The organism is Zunongwangia sp. HRR-M8, assembly GCF_027594405.1.
GTDB lineage: Bacteria > Bacteroidota > Bacteroidia > Flavobacteriales > Flavobacteriaceae > Zunongwangia.
On sequence record NZ_CP115161.1, the window covers coordinates 950,502 to 967,473 of the forward strand.

10 protein-coding genes are annotated in these 16,972 nt (G+C 34.6%); 4 read left to right on the forward strand and 6 right to left on the reverse strand.

Annotated elements, in window-relative coordinates:
* Positions 1–3 precede the first annotated feature (3 nt).
* Positions 4–1,203: a glycosyltransferase gene (locus PBT89_RS04055; RefSeq protein WP_270063509.1), complete on the reverse strand. Its 1,200-nt coding sequence runs from the start codon at positions 1,201–1,203 to the stop codon at positions 4–6.
* 129 nt (positions 1,204–1,332) lie between these two features.
* The gene (locus tag PBT89_RS04060) at positions 1,333–2,580 is read right to left on the reverse strand and encodes an oligosaccharide flippase family protein (protein ID WP_270063510.1); all 1,248 of its coding nucleotides are present in this window, start codon (positions 2,578–2,580) and stop codon (positions 1,333–1,335) included.
* Between the two features lie 149 nt (positions 2,581–2,729).
* On the opposite strand from PBT89_RS04060, the gene PBT89_RS04065 reads away from it, so the two are divergent.
* The gene (locus PBT89_RS04065; protein WP_270063511.1) at positions 2,730–4,790 is read left to right on the forward strand and encodes a tetratricopeptide repeat protein; all 2,061 of its coding nucleotides are present in this window, start codon (positions 2,730–2,732) and stop codon (positions 4,788–4,790) included.
* 45 nt (positions 4,791–4,835) lie between these two features.
* Here the strand turns inward: PBT89_RS04065 and PBT89_RS04070 are convergent, their stop codons facing one another.
* The 4 genes from PBT89_RS04070 to PBT89_RS04085 all read right to left on the reverse strand — a co-directional run bounded on the left by PBT89_RS04070 (position 4,836) and on the right by PBT89_RS04085 (position 9,600).
* The gene (locus tag PBT89_RS04070) at positions 4,836–5,975 is read right to left on the reverse strand and encodes a hypothetical protein (RefSeq protein ID WP_270063512.1); all 1,140 of its coding nucleotides are present in this window, start codon (positions 5,973–5,975) and stop codon (positions 4,836–4,838) included.
* Positions 5,976–6,063: 88 nt separating this feature from the next.
* Positions 6,064–6,600, reverse strand: a complete 537-nt coding sequence (locus PBT89_RS04075; protein WP_270063513.1) for a YfiT family bacillithiol transferase — start codon at positions 6,598–6,600, stop codon at positions 6,064–6,066.
* 93 nt (positions 6,601–6,693) lie between these two features.
* A complete protein-coding gene (locus tag PBT89_RS04080; protein WP_270063514.1) occupies positions 6,694–9,135 on the reverse strand; it encodes a DUF4114 domain-containing protein in 2,442 nt (813 codons plus the stop codon).
* Between the two features lie 276 nt (positions 9,136–9,411).
* Entirely contained in the window at positions 9,412–9,600 is a 189-nt protein-coding gene (locus PBT89_RS04085) for a hypothetical protein (RefSeq protein ID WP_270058983.1), read from the reverse strand.
* A 478-nt stretch (positions 9,601–10,078) separates the two neighbouring features.
* Between PBT89_RS04085 and PBT89_RS04090 the strand changes: the two genes are divergently transcribed.
* The 3 genes from PBT89_RS04090 to PBT89_RS04100 are packed head-to-tail and all read left to right on the forward strand — an operon-like array spanning position 10,079 to position 16,875.
* Positions 10,079–13,384 (forward strand): SusC/RagA family TonB-linked outer membrane protein, encoded by a 3,306-nt coding sequence (locus PBT89_RS04090; protein WP_270063515.1) that lies wholly within the window; start codon positions 10,079–10,081, stop codon positions 13,382–13,384.
* A gap of 10 nt (positions 13,385–13,394) precedes the next feature.
* Entirely contained in the window at positions 13,395–15,203 is a 1,809-nt protein-coding gene (locus PBT89_RS04095) for a RagB/SusD family nutrient uptake outer membrane protein (RefSeq protein WP_270063516.1), read from the forward strand.
* Complete coding sequence (locus PBT89_RS04100) at positions 15,193–16,875, forward strand: DUF4957 domain-containing protein (RefSeq protein WP_270063517.1); 1,683 nt, start codon at positions 15,193–15,195, stop codon at positions 16,873–16,875. The genes PBT89_RS04095 and PBT89_RS04100 overlap by 11 nt, the downstream gene beginning before the upstream one ends.
* The last annotated feature ends 97 nt before the right edge of the window (positions 16,876–16,972 follow it).

A 16,972-nucleotide genomic window follows, 5' to 3' on the forward strand; every position in this document is an offset into this window, starting at 1 on the left:
TCATCACACTACGCTAACTCCATTTTTTAAGTTTCTATGTATAATTTTCTGAAATTCTTCTAAATACATGTCTGCTATTTTCTCCATTGGTAAAGAACAGGAGGCTTCGTAATTCTTTTTACCTAGTTCTCTTCGATAACCATCGTTAGAGACAATGGCATCTATAGATTTTGCAAGAGAATCTACATTAGAAGGCGTGAAAAACTGCCCACGATAACCTTCTTCTCTTACTAAAATTCCCAAATCGCCTAAGTCTGGAAGCACAACAGCTTTACCGTAACTTCCTGCCTGGTGTAATACTCCGGAGCTGCCGGTAGTTGAGGTGTAGGGAAACACAACTACCGCACTCTCTCCGAAGATTACCGGTACGTCTTTTTCTTCAACATAACCGGTAAATGTAAGATTAGGAACATCTTTATACTTCTCCTTCATGCTTTCTATATAACCCGGTGTATTAGGGCTATCTGTTCCTGCAATTACAATTTCCATTTCCTCATTCGAGGTTTTTCTTAGTTTTTCTATAGCTTCGATTAAGATTTCAACTTTCTTATAAGTTCCAAATTTGCCAAAAGTCATAATCTTTTTTGGACCTGCTGGTAGATCGTAAGTTGGTTCTGGTGGCGTTTCGAAAGCACCATGCGGAATCAACATTACGTTCTTTTTTTTGTATTTTGACTTCAAAATATATTCATATTTACTAATGGTTACGGCCACAAGATCTGCCTGTAAAACTAATCTTGTAAGCGTTGTACCGATGCCATTGTATAATTTTTGCATCAATTTATTTTGAGTAAATCCTGCCTTTTCTAAATCTACCGTTTCAAGAATATTATGTAATAAAACTATAGTTGGGATTTTCTTTATTCTGAAAATCATAGGGAGCATTAAGCCTAAAGCTGCTGCAATTTTCTTGTCACCAAATTTCATGAATTGCAGATTGAATAAAATAGCATCTGGTTTTTCAGCTGAAATTGCTTTGTAAATATTCAAGATGTTTGCATAGCTATTAAACTTCCAGCAATCTTTAACCGTGATTTTGCAATTCGCATCAAAGTCAATTTGCTTTTCTTCTTCAGTATGATCTGTAATTAATACGATCTCTTCAACTTCATCTTTTAAAGCAAAATGCTTTACCAAATGGTATCCATACTCCGTTAATGTTACTTTGCTAGGAGGGAACGCTGTTACAATTGCTAGTTTCATGGTAATTTGGTTTTAAAATTCCTTTTTACAGGAGCTAGTTATGTGAGGAGTACCTCGATTAATTTTTATTGATAAATCAAATATCTTTTAAAACTTCTCTTTATTTTTTCTTCTTCGATAAACGGTAATTTACTGTAGATGAGCTTTCTTTTTGTGTTGGTAAAAGAAATAACCAAGCTGAATTAAAAGCAATAAAACCATGATAATAATCTGTACAATAACCACTTGCTCTAAAGAATCATGGAAGAAAACGATTAATCCTACCTGGCCTAATCCAAATACTCCAGATAAAGCAACGGGCATATAGGTATCGATCGATAAAAAGTAGTACACAAATACGTTCGAGATCGCGAATAAAGAGGTTGCTAAAGCATACTTCCAAAGCAATGGTGCGATACTTGTATAAGCATCACCGAACATAATATCTATAATTAATTCTGGAACGAAATAGGTTACCGTAATAATGCTTATCGCCAAAAGACTAACAAAACCAACGTATTTAAAAAGTACTGGCAAGGTGTTCTCGCCATTTTTCTTTTTTTGCACAACGGTTGGCAATAAGATCATCACAAACATCCAGGCTACAAAGTAAACTAATCGACCAATCAAAGCTAAAGAAGCATATAATCCTGCATCGTAAGAGTCGAAATAATGTTTAACCAATAAGATGTCGCTATTATTAATAATTATCTGTGTAAGCTCGTAAAAAGCAGTAATAGCGATAAAGTTCACCAAGCTTTTACGATCAGACGCTTCTAAGGTCACTTTGGTAAAAAAGTTACCACTTTTTTTAAACGGAATTAACCCAAAAACAAAGGAGATTAAAATTCCTGAAGCAATTAAAACCGAAGAACCATTAGCCAAGAGCGTTACCAATAACAAAGTGATCACTAATCGGCTAAACATTTCGGTTTGATAGGTTGCTGAAAGTTTGTAGAAACTTTTGCTTCCCTGATAAAAACCACGATTTACGCTCATTAAAAAGTAAAGCGGAATACCAACACCAAAAATAACAAACATCCATTTACTATCGGTATTAAAAACCTGCTGTAGTTGCCCTGCAAATAAAACAACTGCAAGCGAAGCAATAATCCCAATAATTAGACTTGCTTTTTTTACGTAGTTAAGAAAATGAAGTTGTTTTTCAGTCTCATAACCAGCTGTAAATTTTGCTACGGTCAACTGAAATGTCATGGCGATAAACGACAAAACAAGTAAAAAAGTGATTAAAATCGCAGCATTGGCGAATTGCTCTGGCCCTAAAATTCTACCTAACAATAGGTTGTAGAGGTAGTTTCCTACATTTACTCCCATTGCGCTCAACATAAAGAACTGTTCGGGAGTTATTTTTCTTACCTTTAGTTGTGATAAAATCATTTTCAGTTCGGTTTTAGATTAGATATTGGAGCAAATATCTCTCACATTTCAATGAGAAGGGATTCTATTTCGTTGAGCGGAAGTTTTATGTAGATGAATGAAGACCAAAACAGGCTTAACTTGCAACTACAAAAATTAACCAAATACCCATGAAAAAACTTAGCCTATTATTATTCTTATTTATTGGAATTCAATTAGTTTCTGCCCAAGACATGAAAGAAGGTTTTGGATATCTGGAACAAGGCAATTTTGCAAAAGCAGAAACTTTTTTTGAAGCTATCCTTAAAGACTATCCCGATAATAAAACCGCAAATCTTTGTTACGGTAGAGCAGTAGGTTTAAATGGGCAGGCGCAAAAAGCGACTGCAATTTTTACTGATTTGCTTAAAGAGTACCCCGGCGATATAGAAATTGAACTTAATTATGCCGAATCTCTTTTATGGGGAAAGCATTATGATGATGCGAAAAATTACTATAGTGATCTCGTAAAAAAATATCCAGAAAACTTTGCGGCGCTTTTAGGTTTTGCCAACACACTTTCTAATTTAAAAGAATACGATAACGCATTAATTTACGTAAACCGTGCTTTGGAGACTTCTCCTGAAAACCCTAATGCTATGGTTTCTAAGAAATATATAAGGTTGGGATTTGCTTATCAAAAAATGCAAAATCAAGAATACGAGCCGGCGATAAGTTTATTGAACGAAAATTTAGAAGATTTTTCGGGCGATAGAGAATCTTTGCTGAATAAAGCCAATATCTACTTAATAACTAAGGAAACTGACGAAGCTAAAAATGTATATTTAGAATTAGCCAAAAACGCCAAAGACAGTATCGTAGCTTTAAACGGAATGTCGCTTGCCGCGCATATTGCTGAAGATGAAAAAGAAGCACAGGCGCTTGCTGAAAAAGCGATTGAAAAAGCTGAAACTTTAGGAGATTCCACTTTAATACAGGCTTCAAGAGAGCGCTATGTCCAGACTTTGGTTTGGAATAAAGATTTTAAAAATGCTGAAGCTTATATTTCAGAATTAATAAAAGAATACGGCGAAGAAAATTGGGTTTTGTCCTTGAGAGCGACTTTAGGAATGTACCGAAGTGATTTTAAAGAAAGTATTTCTGATTATCGACAAATATTAGAAAAAGATACGGCTTCTTTTGATGGGAATTTGGGAATTGCCAATGCGTATTTTGCAGATGGTGAAACCGAAAATGCATACGATGCCGCTTATGAGACTTTAAAAGTGTTTCCTAATCAAAAAGATGCGACTAGTTTTATAGGGAAATTAGATCGAAGTTTTACGCCAACGGTAGAAGAAAAAATAAATTACACCTTCGATAATGGAGATAACAAGGCCTATGCTACCAATACGAATATTGAATTTCCGGTAAGTACAAAATTGAGCTTCAATGCGAATTACAACTACCGAAAAACCAGAAATAGCATTACTGAAAATGAAGCAACTTCAAATAATTTTAGTTTAGGAGGAAGTTATAAATTTCATCCAAAAGCAAGTTTTCATGTTTTGGGAGGAATCAATTCGGCAAACTCTTTCAGCAATAATTATAACCAATTTTTGGCGCAGGCTTTTTTCAAGATAAAGCCTTACAAGTTACAGGATTTAGAAGTTGGGTATAACCGCGAAGTGCAGAATTTTAACGCCGATCTTTTAGATCGAGAAATTGTAGTAAATAATTACTATCTGAATTATAATATGGGAACTAATTTTAATTTAGGTTGGTTTACACAATATTACTACAGTTCGCAGAGCGATGAAAATAGCAGAAATTTGCTGTTTACTTCTTTATATTATAATTTCTTGTCGAAACCGGTTTTAAAAGGAGGTGTAAATTATCAATTCTTGAGTTTTAAAAATCAGGTGCCAACGGTTTATTTTAGTCCGTCACGATTTAATGCGGTTGAAGTTTTTGCAGATTTCTTAATGGATGAAAATGCGGTGGAAGCCAAAAGTTTGTATTACGGTTTAACCGCAGCCATAGGATATCAGTTTATCGAAGATGATCCTAAACAGTCGACTTACCGAATCCAGGGAAAGTTTGGATATAAATTTTCTGAGCGTTGTTTAGCCAATTTCTACGGAACAAGAAGTAACATAGCTTCAGCCACTGCAGCCGGATTTACATTTACTGAATTTGGATTTAGACTGAAGTGGATCTTTTTGAATAAGCCGGTTTTTGAAACGAAGTAAAATAATGATCAGGAATGGGGAATTTAACTATTCCTGATTTTAGTACTAATTACCGTAAATATCTTTTAGAATTTCCAGTTCTTCTGTGGTCATAGGGAGCATCTCACTATTGGTCCATTGCTGCTTTTGTTTGAATTTAGCCACGGTTTTATTGAACGCTTTTTTAGAATTATAGTTGCTTTTAAATTTTTTGACGTTTTTTCCTTGAATTAATTTATTGAAGGCAATCTTGCCCTTCATCTCAAAATGATAGATGGAATCATTTTTAAAAAGCGCTGTTTTATCATTTGTGATTTCTGCATAAGACAAAAATTGTTTACTGTTCTTATCGGTGTTGAATTTAATGAACGAAGCAACTCGTGTAGTATAATTTGGTTCCTTACGTGTTAATTCTGGTAGCTCGTTTCTTAGATATTCAACTTTTATTTCTTTTATGGCGAGTTGGTTTTTATTTAAAAAAATATGTCCGTTTGCTGAGTCTTTTTCTTCTTCTCCAGATATGTCAATTTTATAGATTTCTTCTTCGTCGTTTTCAATTCGGCCGGCATAGCTAAAGTTCATTGTTTTTAGTTTCTCTAATACCGGAGCGTTCTTTATGCTAGGATCCATTATGTTTAAAAACTCAGCTACACCACTTAAAAGATTCAAAGGCTCATATTTTTCTGTCTTTTTAACCTCAGAAATTTTGGTTTTGGTTTCCTCTTCCAGCGACGCTTTGTAGGATAGAAAGTCGGTTTCGATCATTTCTACTCCTTTTCCATCTTTCTTTAAGCTATATCTAAATATTCCTTCTTGATTGAAAGGCTGTGAGAGAAAGTTCTTCGGTATATTCTCAAATGCTTTTAAAATGCTGTCTTTCGCATTAAAATTGTGCAAAACAACTTCATCCAAATTATAAGCGAGCGCTTTTAAATACAAGGTGTCCTTTAACTGTGTAGCAGTCAATTTGCGTGTTTGATAGCCTACATGAGAAAGTTTATAGTCTTTAAAATCCTTAGGCGTGAAAATAATCCCGTCCTGATTGCTCACACTTCCCTGATTAGTGCCATACTCTAGATTGGCGTAGGGAATAGGCTCTAGGCTTAGCGAATCTAAAACCAGCGCTTGTTGGGATAACATTGTCGCGGAACACGTCATAAAGACTGCCAACACAAGTACTCTGAAAACCTGAGAACGATAAATCATAGAATAAAGTCTTAAACTGATGGGGTAAATTAGTTAAAAGACTTATAACGGCAATGCCTAAAATTTAATTTTTCAGATTACGTTTAAACTACTCAAATTTCCCCTGAAATTTAATTGCCTGTTCGATATGCGCAAGGTGATGATTAGAATGCCATGCATACATCCCGATAGCGGTTTTTAAAGTGTATTTCTGATTTCTTTCTGGGTGATAAAAAGTTTTTTGAAGTTCATCTTCGCTAAAATTCTCTATCAATTTTACCCAACGATAATGTATACCTTCTAACAAAATTAGGCTTTGGTGAATATCACACGAATAATCATCGAGTTCTGCCCACGCAGTTTCATCATAACCTCTAATCGCAGGATCTTCTTCGGTTAAAGCTATTTTAAACCTGATGATGCTATTCATATGGCTATCGGCTAGATGATGGATCACCTGTTTTATCGTCCAGCCTTTAGGGCGATATTGCCAGGATAATTCTTCTTCAGAAAGACTACTGGTAAGATTCGTTATTTTGGCGGGTAATTCTGCAATGTCTTTAGTCCAGGTTTTAATTTTTTCCGAAGTAATTTCAGTAGGATTTTGAAATGTACCAATGGGATATTTTAATTGCTCGAGTGTCATTTTCTTAAATTGAAAAGCGAATTTAATAAAAAAATGCCGGGTAACCACTCCCGGCATTTTCACTCATAACTAACCTAACCAACTAACCAATCATTAATTCACAACTAAACCAATTTGTGACTTCTCTTTATTATCTACGATAATTATGCTGTTATAGATTCCCGGCGAAACACTTTTTAATTGTATTGGGACTTCTATTTTTCCGTTTTCCAGTTCGTATTCTTTATTATGTACCATTTTACCAATCATATCAAAGATCATTACCTTTACTTTTTTACCTTTTTTTGGCAAAACCAGATAGGTATTATTTCTAAAAGGATTTGGATAATTATAGGCTTTCTTTACAGGAGTGTCTACTATCGCAATTGGATTTTCCTGTGAAGGAATTTCTCTGAAATTGGTAAACTGGACATTTTCTATGTTTACCTTAAATTGCTGAAATGCACTATAATTCCCCTGTACAGAAAATACTATTCCTTTTAACGCCTCTCCTTTAAAACTTTCAGCATCATTACTGAAATCTGATAATCTTAGGTTGTAGGTTTTTTCGTCTTCATTAGTTTCTATGGCGTAGCGATATCTCTTATTCCAGTCTGTTAAGCCTTCTGTCACTAAGATCACTTCAATAGGAAGGTTAGTTTTAGTCATGAATTCCAAAGCTTCAAAATTTTCAGCATAAAAATGTTGATCACCTGCAAGAATATTTCTGAAGATATTTAAGGTTCCATAAAGCTCACCATTTACCTGTACGTTTCTTTCGATTTGGTAAGAATTATGGCTGAAATTATCTAATTTCGCTTCTTCTATACTGAAAGAATTAATTTTAGTTTCGGTATCGGCATAATTAATTCCCCATGGTCCATCAGCAAGATAAAGCGCATCTGCTTTTGGTGAATTATTCCCCTGAATTTCTAAACCTACATCAAATAAACTTCCGGCGTTTACCACTATTTCTTCTTCGTATGTTGCATTTAAACCTACATTTTGGATAAATTCATTTTCTGAAGCAACTTCAGTAGCGCGAATATTCCCCTGAAGATTTACTGCGGTAGCGCCCGAATTATTCTTTATTTTTAAATGTAGATTTCCGTTTTTATAAACTCCTTTTTTTACAAATACACTTGGAATTTCGTTATTTTGATTCCTAAAGCTTAATCCATTAACCGATTGGAAGGTATCAATAACATGCTTTGCTAAAGTGCTAACCTGTCCCATAGAACCTCCCCAAACCTGAAAGTTTGCATAGTTACCGGCAGGATAATCTCCAATATTCCAAAAGCTGTATAATCTGTTCCCAGAATTATTTAACTGAATAGAAAAGTTAAGCGCATATTCTAACTGCCCGCTAGCTCTAAGTATTTTGATCATAATGATCTTGTGTCCCGCCAACTTTATTGTTCTAATATCTTCTAAGCTAGAACTATTTAATCGGTCACAAATTACCTTAGAGTGATCGTAAATTCCGCCATCGGTTAATGTAGCCAGCGCTGCCGCGACTCTTTTGTCTCCTTCATAATAATCTACCGAAAATATTTCTTTGGCATTAGTGATCGCAAGTAAGTCTTCAGGGCTCGACTCGTAAGATTGCTCAGAACCAAACATTCCAGTCTCTGGTAGTAGGGATCCCAGATTTACCTGTGAGTTTTTCATGAAATGGCTCTGAGCTTTATACTTAGATTGTTTTCTTTTACTGGTTTTAAAGTTGTTTTGTTTAATTCTGTTGAAGTTTCTTTTTGCGATTAAGGAAGCTAAATCGCCATTACTTTCTAATCCGCCTAAATTTGCAGAACTTACATCTGTAGCAGATTTTATATCCACAAAATTGGCGGTTCTAATCGCATCGTAAGGATTAGCTGTTACATAGAAAAGGGCATCATTAAAATCTTGATCACAACTGGCGTAATCTCTTCTTATATCCTCGAATCCAAGAATTACACGTTTATTTTCTGGATCTTCTAATAATACATTGTGATATCTTAAATCCTCATCTGCTTCAGGGTTATAATTTGGATTAGAAAATAATTGCCATAGCCCATCGGTTACCTGGCCTTTCCATGCATTTGCTAGAAGTACCCAGCCGATTGCGGTACCTGCTTTAAAATCACCTATTTTAACTTTATCCCCAGCGTAAAGTCCGCCGCCAGAACCAGCTCCAGATACGTTAGGGAAAATGATTGTAATGTCTTCTGGTTGTGGTTTTGGAACTTTTGATGAGTTAATATCATACGTATAAAAACCTAATACATTTTTGTATCCTGCACCTTCTTTTACGAATGTTACCCACACCGCAGCATCTTTATCCAGAATTAGATCGGTATCATAGCCGGCACTAATGTAGTGAGGATTATAATCTGGTACAGGATAACCTTCAGGAAGAGCATCAGAAATCATTTGCATGGTTTCTGCACTTATATCATCTCGACCAACTAAGTAATCTGGCACTCCTTGGTCATCATAAGTTCCTAAGAATTTATAATTCTGTGCGCTTAAGGCTAAAGAAAACAAAAGGCTAAAAAGAAGTAGTAGTGGTTTCATAACGCGACTTATTCACATCACGAAAATAAATTAGTAACTACTTTTATATTAAGTTAAATCGTTGAGCTATTTTTTAGTTTCGACGAGTGGTATTTGTTTTGAGGTAAACTGAAATGGAATTTTACGATTTACAAAAATGAATTCGTAGAAGTAGGAAAGAAAATAATGAGTGTGTTGACTTATCCAACGAAAAATTACGGCTGATAAGTCAACACATCATATAATATTAATTGAAACTGTCTGAATCGAATTTATTATCGACTCGACTGTAGAAGTTTACTTTTCTAAATTAACAACCACGATAAGCACATAATTGTCTTTACGGTTCATTGAGAGATTAACAGATTGAATGGTGTATTTCTCTTCCAAATGATTCAGCATTCGTTCTCTAACAAGGTTTTCTATTATAAAAGGATTTTCAAAATCAATAGGTTCATGAATTTCCAGATTAAAAATCTTCTGCATTATTTAAAATTTATAGTTTAATAGTTTCTCGCATCAACGAAGACCATCATCACATTATTGTAACTATACCTTCTTTTATGCATTTTTTTAAGAAAGATAATCGCAATCAACTTTTAATGCTTTCTTCTTAAAATATCTTTCAATTAATCCAGATCTAATATTTAATATGTGTGCTATTTAATTTATGTAGTTAAGCAGAATAATCTTGAGTAATAATTTGTGAAATTGATTACAGCGGCTTTTTGAGTATTGCTAAAACGATTATTTGTTTTGATAAATTATTAATGTTTAATATACGTTTAAAATAATTTGATAAAATTTAAATTCAATATTTGATAATTAGATATCTATTGTGTAAACTTGTAGTACAATTAACTATTTTATAACATTTAATCGAAAACGATGTAGTTTTTATTAAAAAAGGATTTATAAAAAATTTTAAACAAATGTGTAATCGATTGCAAAAAAGAATTTACTTATGAAACACAAATACCATAAGGTGAAAAATTCCAACTTTAAAATCACAAATTTCAAAATTAAAAAAAGTAAAATTTTATGCTTTGTGACTTTTATTTTATTTGCTTTTACCAGTTATAGTCAAGAAATAACTGGAACAGTAAAAGATCTTACCACTGGTGAGCCTTTAATGGGAGTCACCGTATTAGAAAAGGGTACTCAGAATGGTAGCGTAACAGATTTTGATGGTAATTTCAGCATTACGGTCTCAAGTACGGATGCGATATTAGTGTTTTCTTACGTAGGTTTTAAAACATTAGAAAGATCTTTAGATGGAAATACCTCTATAAATGTATCTCTAGAAGAAGATTTAAACCAGTTGGGAGAGGTTGTGATCGTCGATTATGGGTATGGCAATGTCAAAAAGGAGGATATGACTGGTTCTGTAGCCACGATGACCAGCAAAGAATTTTCGAAAATACCGGTGTCCAGTGCGGCCGAAGCTTTGGCAGGTAGGCTCCCTGGAGTTAATGTGCAAACTGCAGATGGAGAGCCAGGTGCTGCAATTAATATTAGAGTTCGTGGAGGTGGATCAATCACGCAGGACAACTCGCCTCTATATGTTGTTGATGGATTTATTGTTGGTGGGATCGATGATATTCCACCCAACGATATCGAAACTATAAACGTTCTAAAAGATGCCGCAGCTACCGCTATTTATGGAGCCCAAGCAGCTAACGGAGTAGTAGTTGTAACAACTAAGAGTCCGGTTGTTGGGAGAGTTTCTATAGATTATAATAACTTTTTACAGTGGAATTTTCTACCTAAAGATCGGAAATATGACGTTTTATCTCCTTACGAATACGTTTTTGCAAACTATGAATATGCTAAATTAAGGTCTGAAGCTGATGTTCGGAATTATGAGCGCTATTTTGGTGTTTACGATGATATCGATTTGTACCGTTCGATGAACGGAACCGATTGGCAGGAAGAATTATTTGGCGATGCAAAAATTTCTCAATTTCATAATTTAACAGTTAGTGGTGGAACTCAACAAACAAAAGTACGTCTAAGCGTTAGTAATAATAATGATGAAGGTTTATTACTTGGCTCAGGTTACGAAAGAACAGCAATAAACTTTAAACTTAATCAGCAATTAGTTGAAGATAAATTAGATCTTGATGTTTCAGCACGTATAACCGATACGGAAATAGACGGTGCTGGAACTTCCAGAAATGCTCAGATCGGAATTAAAGAGGCTGTACAAACACGACCTGTAAATGGTTTGGCCGATGAACTTGATATTGATCTTAACCAATTAGGTTCTGATAATGATTTTCAGCAGTTTTTATTAAGCCTTATAAGTCCGGTAGAACTATCTGAGCAAGATTGGAGAAAAAGAACGGAAAATGATTATGTTCTAAATGCCGCCTTAAATTGGAACATTCTCGATAATTTGAGCTATAAAACAACGTATACACGATCTAAAGATTATAGAGAAGAATTACGTTTCTACGGTCCATTAACAGGAGAATCTTTCAATAATGGAGGTAGCTTACCATTGGGGTATAAGGATAACAGAGAGAGCTACTCTTATCGATGGCTAAATACATTGAATTTTACATATAAAGAATTAGAAAATCATAGTTTTGATTTACTTCTAGGTCATGAAGTTTATTCTAGTGGAGGAGATCAATCTTTTATTAGAGCAGAAGATTTTAGGTTATCTATTACTCCTGAAGAACTTTTTGCAAATATGGCTTTCGGTAGAGTGGATAATCAATATACTCGCGAGTTTACAGAGAGTAATAGGTTGTCATACTTTGGAAGATTAGACTATCAATTTATGGGCAAGTATTTAGCGACTGTTACCGTTAGAGCAGACCAGTCTAGTAAATTTTCAAAAGAAAATCGTCTTGGAATATTTCCTGCAGTAGCATTGGCATGGAAGATTGATAAAGAAAATTGGTTGAAGGATTCAGAAGCTATAAATTCTTTGAAGTTAAGGCTTAGTTATGGAGAAACCGGTAATGATCGAATCGATGCAACGGCGACACAGTTCTTATTCAGTGCAACAACTAATAGAGGTCCTGGTTTTGGTAATGCAGATAATGTGTATTATACGCCAAGCAGCGATGTACTATATAATCCTGATTTGGTTTGGGAAACCACGATAACTCGAAATTTAGGTTTAGATTTTGGATTATTCGGAAACAAGGTAAACGGAAGCTTGGATGCATATTATAATACCACTAAAGATTTATTATTGCAATCTGCAATTTCTAATACCGTAGGATTTAATGAAGAATGGGATAATATAGGAAGCACTTCCAATCGAGGTATAGAACTTGGTTTAAATGCATATATTATTGAAAATGAAAATTTCAATTTCTCAACAACTTTTAATTTCGGTTTAAACAGAGCTAAAATAGAAGAATTGGATGGTACTGATGAGCGCTTTTTTAGATCAAACTGGGCAAGTACAGATTTAAATAATATCAACGATTATTATTTAAAATTAGGTGGAACTATTGGAGATATTTATGGATACGTTACCGATGGATATTATACGGTTGATGATTTTGAAAGTTACGATGAGGTTGCCGAGGAATACATTCTAAGGGAAGGTGTGCCGGCATCTGGTGCAGTTGTAGGTAATCAAGATATTCGCCCAGGATTTCTTAAATTAAAAGATTTAAACGGTGATGGCGAAATTAATGCAGACGATCGTCAGGTAATTGGAAATACCTTACCAAAGTTCCAGGGAGGTTTAGGATTTAATGCAAGCTGGAAAGGTTTTGACGCCTCGATATTCTTTAATTTTCAATATGGTAATGATGTTTACAATACCGGTAAAATTCAATTTAATCAATTTCGGCGTGTAACTTATGGTAATTTATTACAAACTATGAGTACAGACAATCGTTATACTTATATTGATGAGGGTGGAGATATTACCGGGACACCGGGAGGAATCGTTACAGATCTAGATCAATTAGCCGAATTAAATCAGGATAAAAATATCTGGTCTCATGCAAGTCATGGTATTGCTGGTGCAGTAGTTCACTCGTGGGCGATTGAAGATGGTTCTTTTATACGATTGAACAACCTAACTTTTGGCTATAGCCTACCAAAAAACTTGATTTCTAAGGTAGGTATGGATCAGTTAAGGATATATGCGAGTGGTAGAAACCTGCATATTTGGACAAACTATTCAGGTTATGATCCTGAAGTTAGTACGTCAGGAAACAATTTAACTCCTGGGGTAGATTATTCGTCTTTTCCTAGAAGTAGGTCTTATACATTGGGACTTAATTTAACTTTCTAAAAAAAATACTATGAAGAATAGAATTTTATATATCATATTTTTAGGGATTTTGGTGACTTCCTGTTCAGATGATTTTATGGAACCGGAATCAAGATCCACCTTTGATAATCAATACATTTATTCTAATGTAGATGATGCAAGAAATGGAGTTAACGCTATTTATTCCTATTTTAATCAAGATGCTTTTAGATCCCGATTATCTAATAATATGGCGGGAAATACAGATATAGAGCATTCTTCTGGCTGGACTAGTGAAGCAGATCGATATCAAATTTGGGATCTGGAAGCTTTACCAAGTAATCGTGATCTCGATATTGTATGGACATACGCCTATAGAGCAATTAGAGATGCAAATATTTCTATCGAAAGTATTCGTGCAAGTGGTTCTTTAGAATCAACAGATGCCAATGAGCAAGCAGATTTTTATCAATTACTAGGGGAAGCTTATACGTTAAGAGCTTATTGGTACAGTATGCTTATTTTTTATTTTGGAGATGTGCCATATGTAACTTCCGCACCTGTAGCAGGAGACGATTTCAATTTGCCTAAAACAGATAGAAATGAGATTCTTTCAGGAGTTATTCAGGATTTAATAGATATAGAGTCTAATATGAAATGGGCAGATGAGTTACCTTATGGAATAGAACAAGTAAGCCGTGAATATACTATGGGAATGATTGCAAGATTATCTCTACAGAGAGGTGGATATTTTCTTAAACCTGATTTAACTATGGATAGGGAGAGTGACTATTTGGATTACTATCAAATAGCAAAAGAATATTCTCAGAAATTAGTAGAATTAAAAGATAGACCATTGCCAAGAGATTTTCGCCAAGTGTTTTTAAATCAGGCTAAATTTATTTCACCTGTGAATAGTGATGTTCTTTTTGAAGTCCCATTTTCGCTAAACAGTGGAGATGTAGGTTGGAATATAGGTATTACCGTAATAGGAGGTCCAACAGCAGCTCATGATTATGGTTCAGGAAACAATTATATGTCTATTCCTCCTACCTATTATTTCTCCTTTGATACATTGGATATTCGTAGAGATGTTACCTGTGGATTGTATCAAATAAATGAACAATTTGAAAAAGAATTTGTAGAAGCTTCTTACGATATTTCACAAGGTAAATGGAGTAGACACTTTTTGGATAACCCGCCGGGAGCCTCTTCAGCAAAAGGAACAGGGATAAACTGGCCGATGATGCGGTATTCTGACGTTTTATTGATGTACGCAGAAGCAGAAAATGAGTTGAATGGCCCCACAAATTTAGCACAGGAAGCCTTAGCAAGAGTAAGACAGCGTGCTTTTGAAGACACCTACTGGCCAGAAAAGGTAGATCAATATATAAACTCTATTTCAGGATCAAAAGAAAGTTTTTTTGAAGCTATTGTAGATGAAAGAGCCTGGGAATTTGGTGGAGAAATGATTAGAAAATATGAGTTAATTCGATGGGGTATTTATGCTGAAAAAACGCAGGAAACAGTAGAAGAACTAAAAAATCTTGCTGATGCTGCTTATAATGGTACCACAGATTTACCAATTTATATGTATTGGAAAACGGATGAAAGTGGAGATTTTGAAATTTTAAATCCAAACCGAAAAGTAGTAGCGCCACCAGACGATACCTGGAATCAGGTTCCGTTTTTACTTAGTCTACATAGTGACGAAACACAATATCAGGAATGGATACTTTATGATTGGGAAAATTATTACAATGGACCAAATCCAGGTGTAGCAAGATATATATTCCCAATTCCAACAATTGCTATCGAGAACAGTCAGGGAACTTTAAAAAATGATGGTTATGGATTTTAATAATATTCGAGATTTGAAGAATAGATATACATTAAATATTTTGTTTATTCTTTTAGGATTAATAATGTTTAGCGCTTGTGAAAAAGATGAAGAGATGTTCGATAGAACACGTCTTTTTAGACCTGTTTTAAATGAAGATTTATATTCAGAGGGAAACGTAATTATTGTAAATCTAGGCAATATGCGTAGCGCTGAATCATATACGATTGAAGTAAGCCGTGATACGTTTGCAAATGTGGATTTTACAATTGAGACAGATACCAATTATGTAGAGATTAACGAAGATTTAATCGGGCAAGAACTCTATTGGAATACCTTATATCAAATTAGAGCCACGGCTCATGCCGATAATCCTGAATTTGATAGTAAAATTTCAGATTTAGGAAATGTAAGAACTCAAAGATTTCCATCAATCTTGAATGTTCCAAGTCGTTTTGATGTAATCGATACAGCAGCACGAGTAACCTGGACATCAGCAGGAGATCCTGTTACCGGGATTCAGGTTTATTCGGCAGAAGATCTATCGCTAAATAATCCTCTTTTTGCCGAGCGATCGGTGAATGACCAGGAGCGGGATTCTACAGAAGCTATTGTCACAGGCTTAGATCCAGATACGGAATATCAAATTGCGTTGTATAGTGAAGATGTTCTTAGAGGCTGGGTTAATTATACCACTTTACCAATGGATATAAATCCTAATGATGCTAATGTAATAGATATTAGAGGAGCTACAGATTCTTTAGCGGTTTCAAACGCAGTAGCATCTGCACCAGACGGAGGAGTTGTGTTAGTTTCAAGAGGAAGTGTTTATAAATTTCCAGAGCAAAACCTGAATAAATCAATTACAATTAGAGCTTCTTACGGTTTTGGCGAAAAACAAGCTATGTTATATACCACAGGTAATTGGGATATAGAAGATAACGCCAATATTGATCATGTTAGGTTTATCGATTTAGAACTTAGAGGGGCAGATTATACTGGGGATTATGTATTTAATCCTAATCGGAATAATGTAAATGTAGGAGAAGTTTTATTTGAGAAATGTCATATCTCCAATTTTAGAGGTATTATGAGAATAAGAACTACAGTTCAGGTAGAAGAATTCACTATTAGCAATTCTATTGTAGACTCAATAGGTGGATATGGGATATTTACTACAGATACTGATCCATCTTCAGATACACCAACTGCATCTGTACAAAGAATAAATCTTTTAAACAGTTCGTTTAATTATATCGATACGGGAATTCAATCTCGAAATAATTCACAATCGATCACGATAGAAGGATGTTCGTTTGCTAATTTTATCAATACTGGTGGTCAATTTTTTAGATATAGAGGAGGTGATGGCAATGATAACGTGACCAATGGAATCACCATAAGTAATTCTATTTTTGGGCATAGTTGGGATTTAAGTGATAGCGATAATTATGGAATAGTGGGGATTGGCCAAGGACTGGGTAATACTAGCTTCAATATCGTAAACAACTATTCTACCGCTAATTTTTCATTTACTGGAGGTGAAATTCCAGGATTTCCGATAGCCAATTATAGAGGTACTCAAGATGACCTCTGGATGAATGTAGAAGATCAAAACAATTTTAATTTCCAGGATAGAGGATTTGCAGGTCGTTTTGATACCGGTGATCCCCGATGGAGAATTGAATTATAGCCTGTTCATGACAATCAAAGCTGGAATCTTCCAGCTTTGATTTTTTTAATTCAAAATAATATAAAAGCATATTTTGATTTCATAGCAATTCTGGGGT

What these genes read in the sequence shown, in the direction of transcription:
- PBT89_RS04055 (WP_270063509.1), bottom strand. Translation starts at nt 1,203, where the DNA reads ATGAAACTAGCAATTGTAACAGCGTTCCCTCCTAGCAAAGTAACATTA.
- PBT89_RS04060 (WP_270063510.1), bottom strand. Translation starts at nt 2,580, where the DNA reads ATGATTTTATCACAACTAAAGGTAAGAAAAATAACTCCCGAACAGTTC.
- PBT89_RS04065 (WP_270063511.1), top strand. Translation starts at nt 2,730, where the DNA reads ATGAAAAAACTTAGCCTATTATTATTCTTATTTATTGGAATTCAATTA.
- PBT89_RS04070 (WP_270063512.1), bottom strand. Translation starts at nt 5,975, where the DNA reads ATGATTTATCGTTCTCAGGTTTTCAGAGTACTTGTGTTGGCAGTCTTT.
- PBT89_RS04075 (WP_270063513.1), bottom strand. Translation starts at nt 6,600, where the DNA reads ATGACACTCGAGCAATTAAAATATCCCATTGGTACATTTCAAAATCCT.
- PBT89_RS04080 (WP_270063514.1), bottom strand. Translation starts at nt 9,135, where the DNA reads ATGAAACCACTACTACTTCTTTTTAGCCTTTTGTTTTCTTTAGCCTTA.
- PBT89_RS04085 (WP_270058983.1), bottom strand. Translation starts at nt 9,600, where the DNA reads ATGCAGAAGATTTTTAATCTGGAAATTCATGAACCTATTGATTTTGAA.
- PBT89_RS04090 (WP_270063515.1), top strand. Translation starts at nt 10,079, where the DNA reads ATGAAACACAAATACCATAAGGTGAAAAATTCCAACTTTAAAATCACA.
- PBT89_RS04095 (WP_270063516.1), top strand. Translation starts at nt 13,395, where the DNA reads ATGAAGAATAGAATTTTATATATCATATTTTTAGGGATTTTGGTGACT.
- PBT89_RS04100 (WP_270063517.1), top strand. Translation starts at nt 15,193, where the DNA reads ATGGATTTTAATAATATTCGAGATTTGAAGAATAGATATACATTAAAT.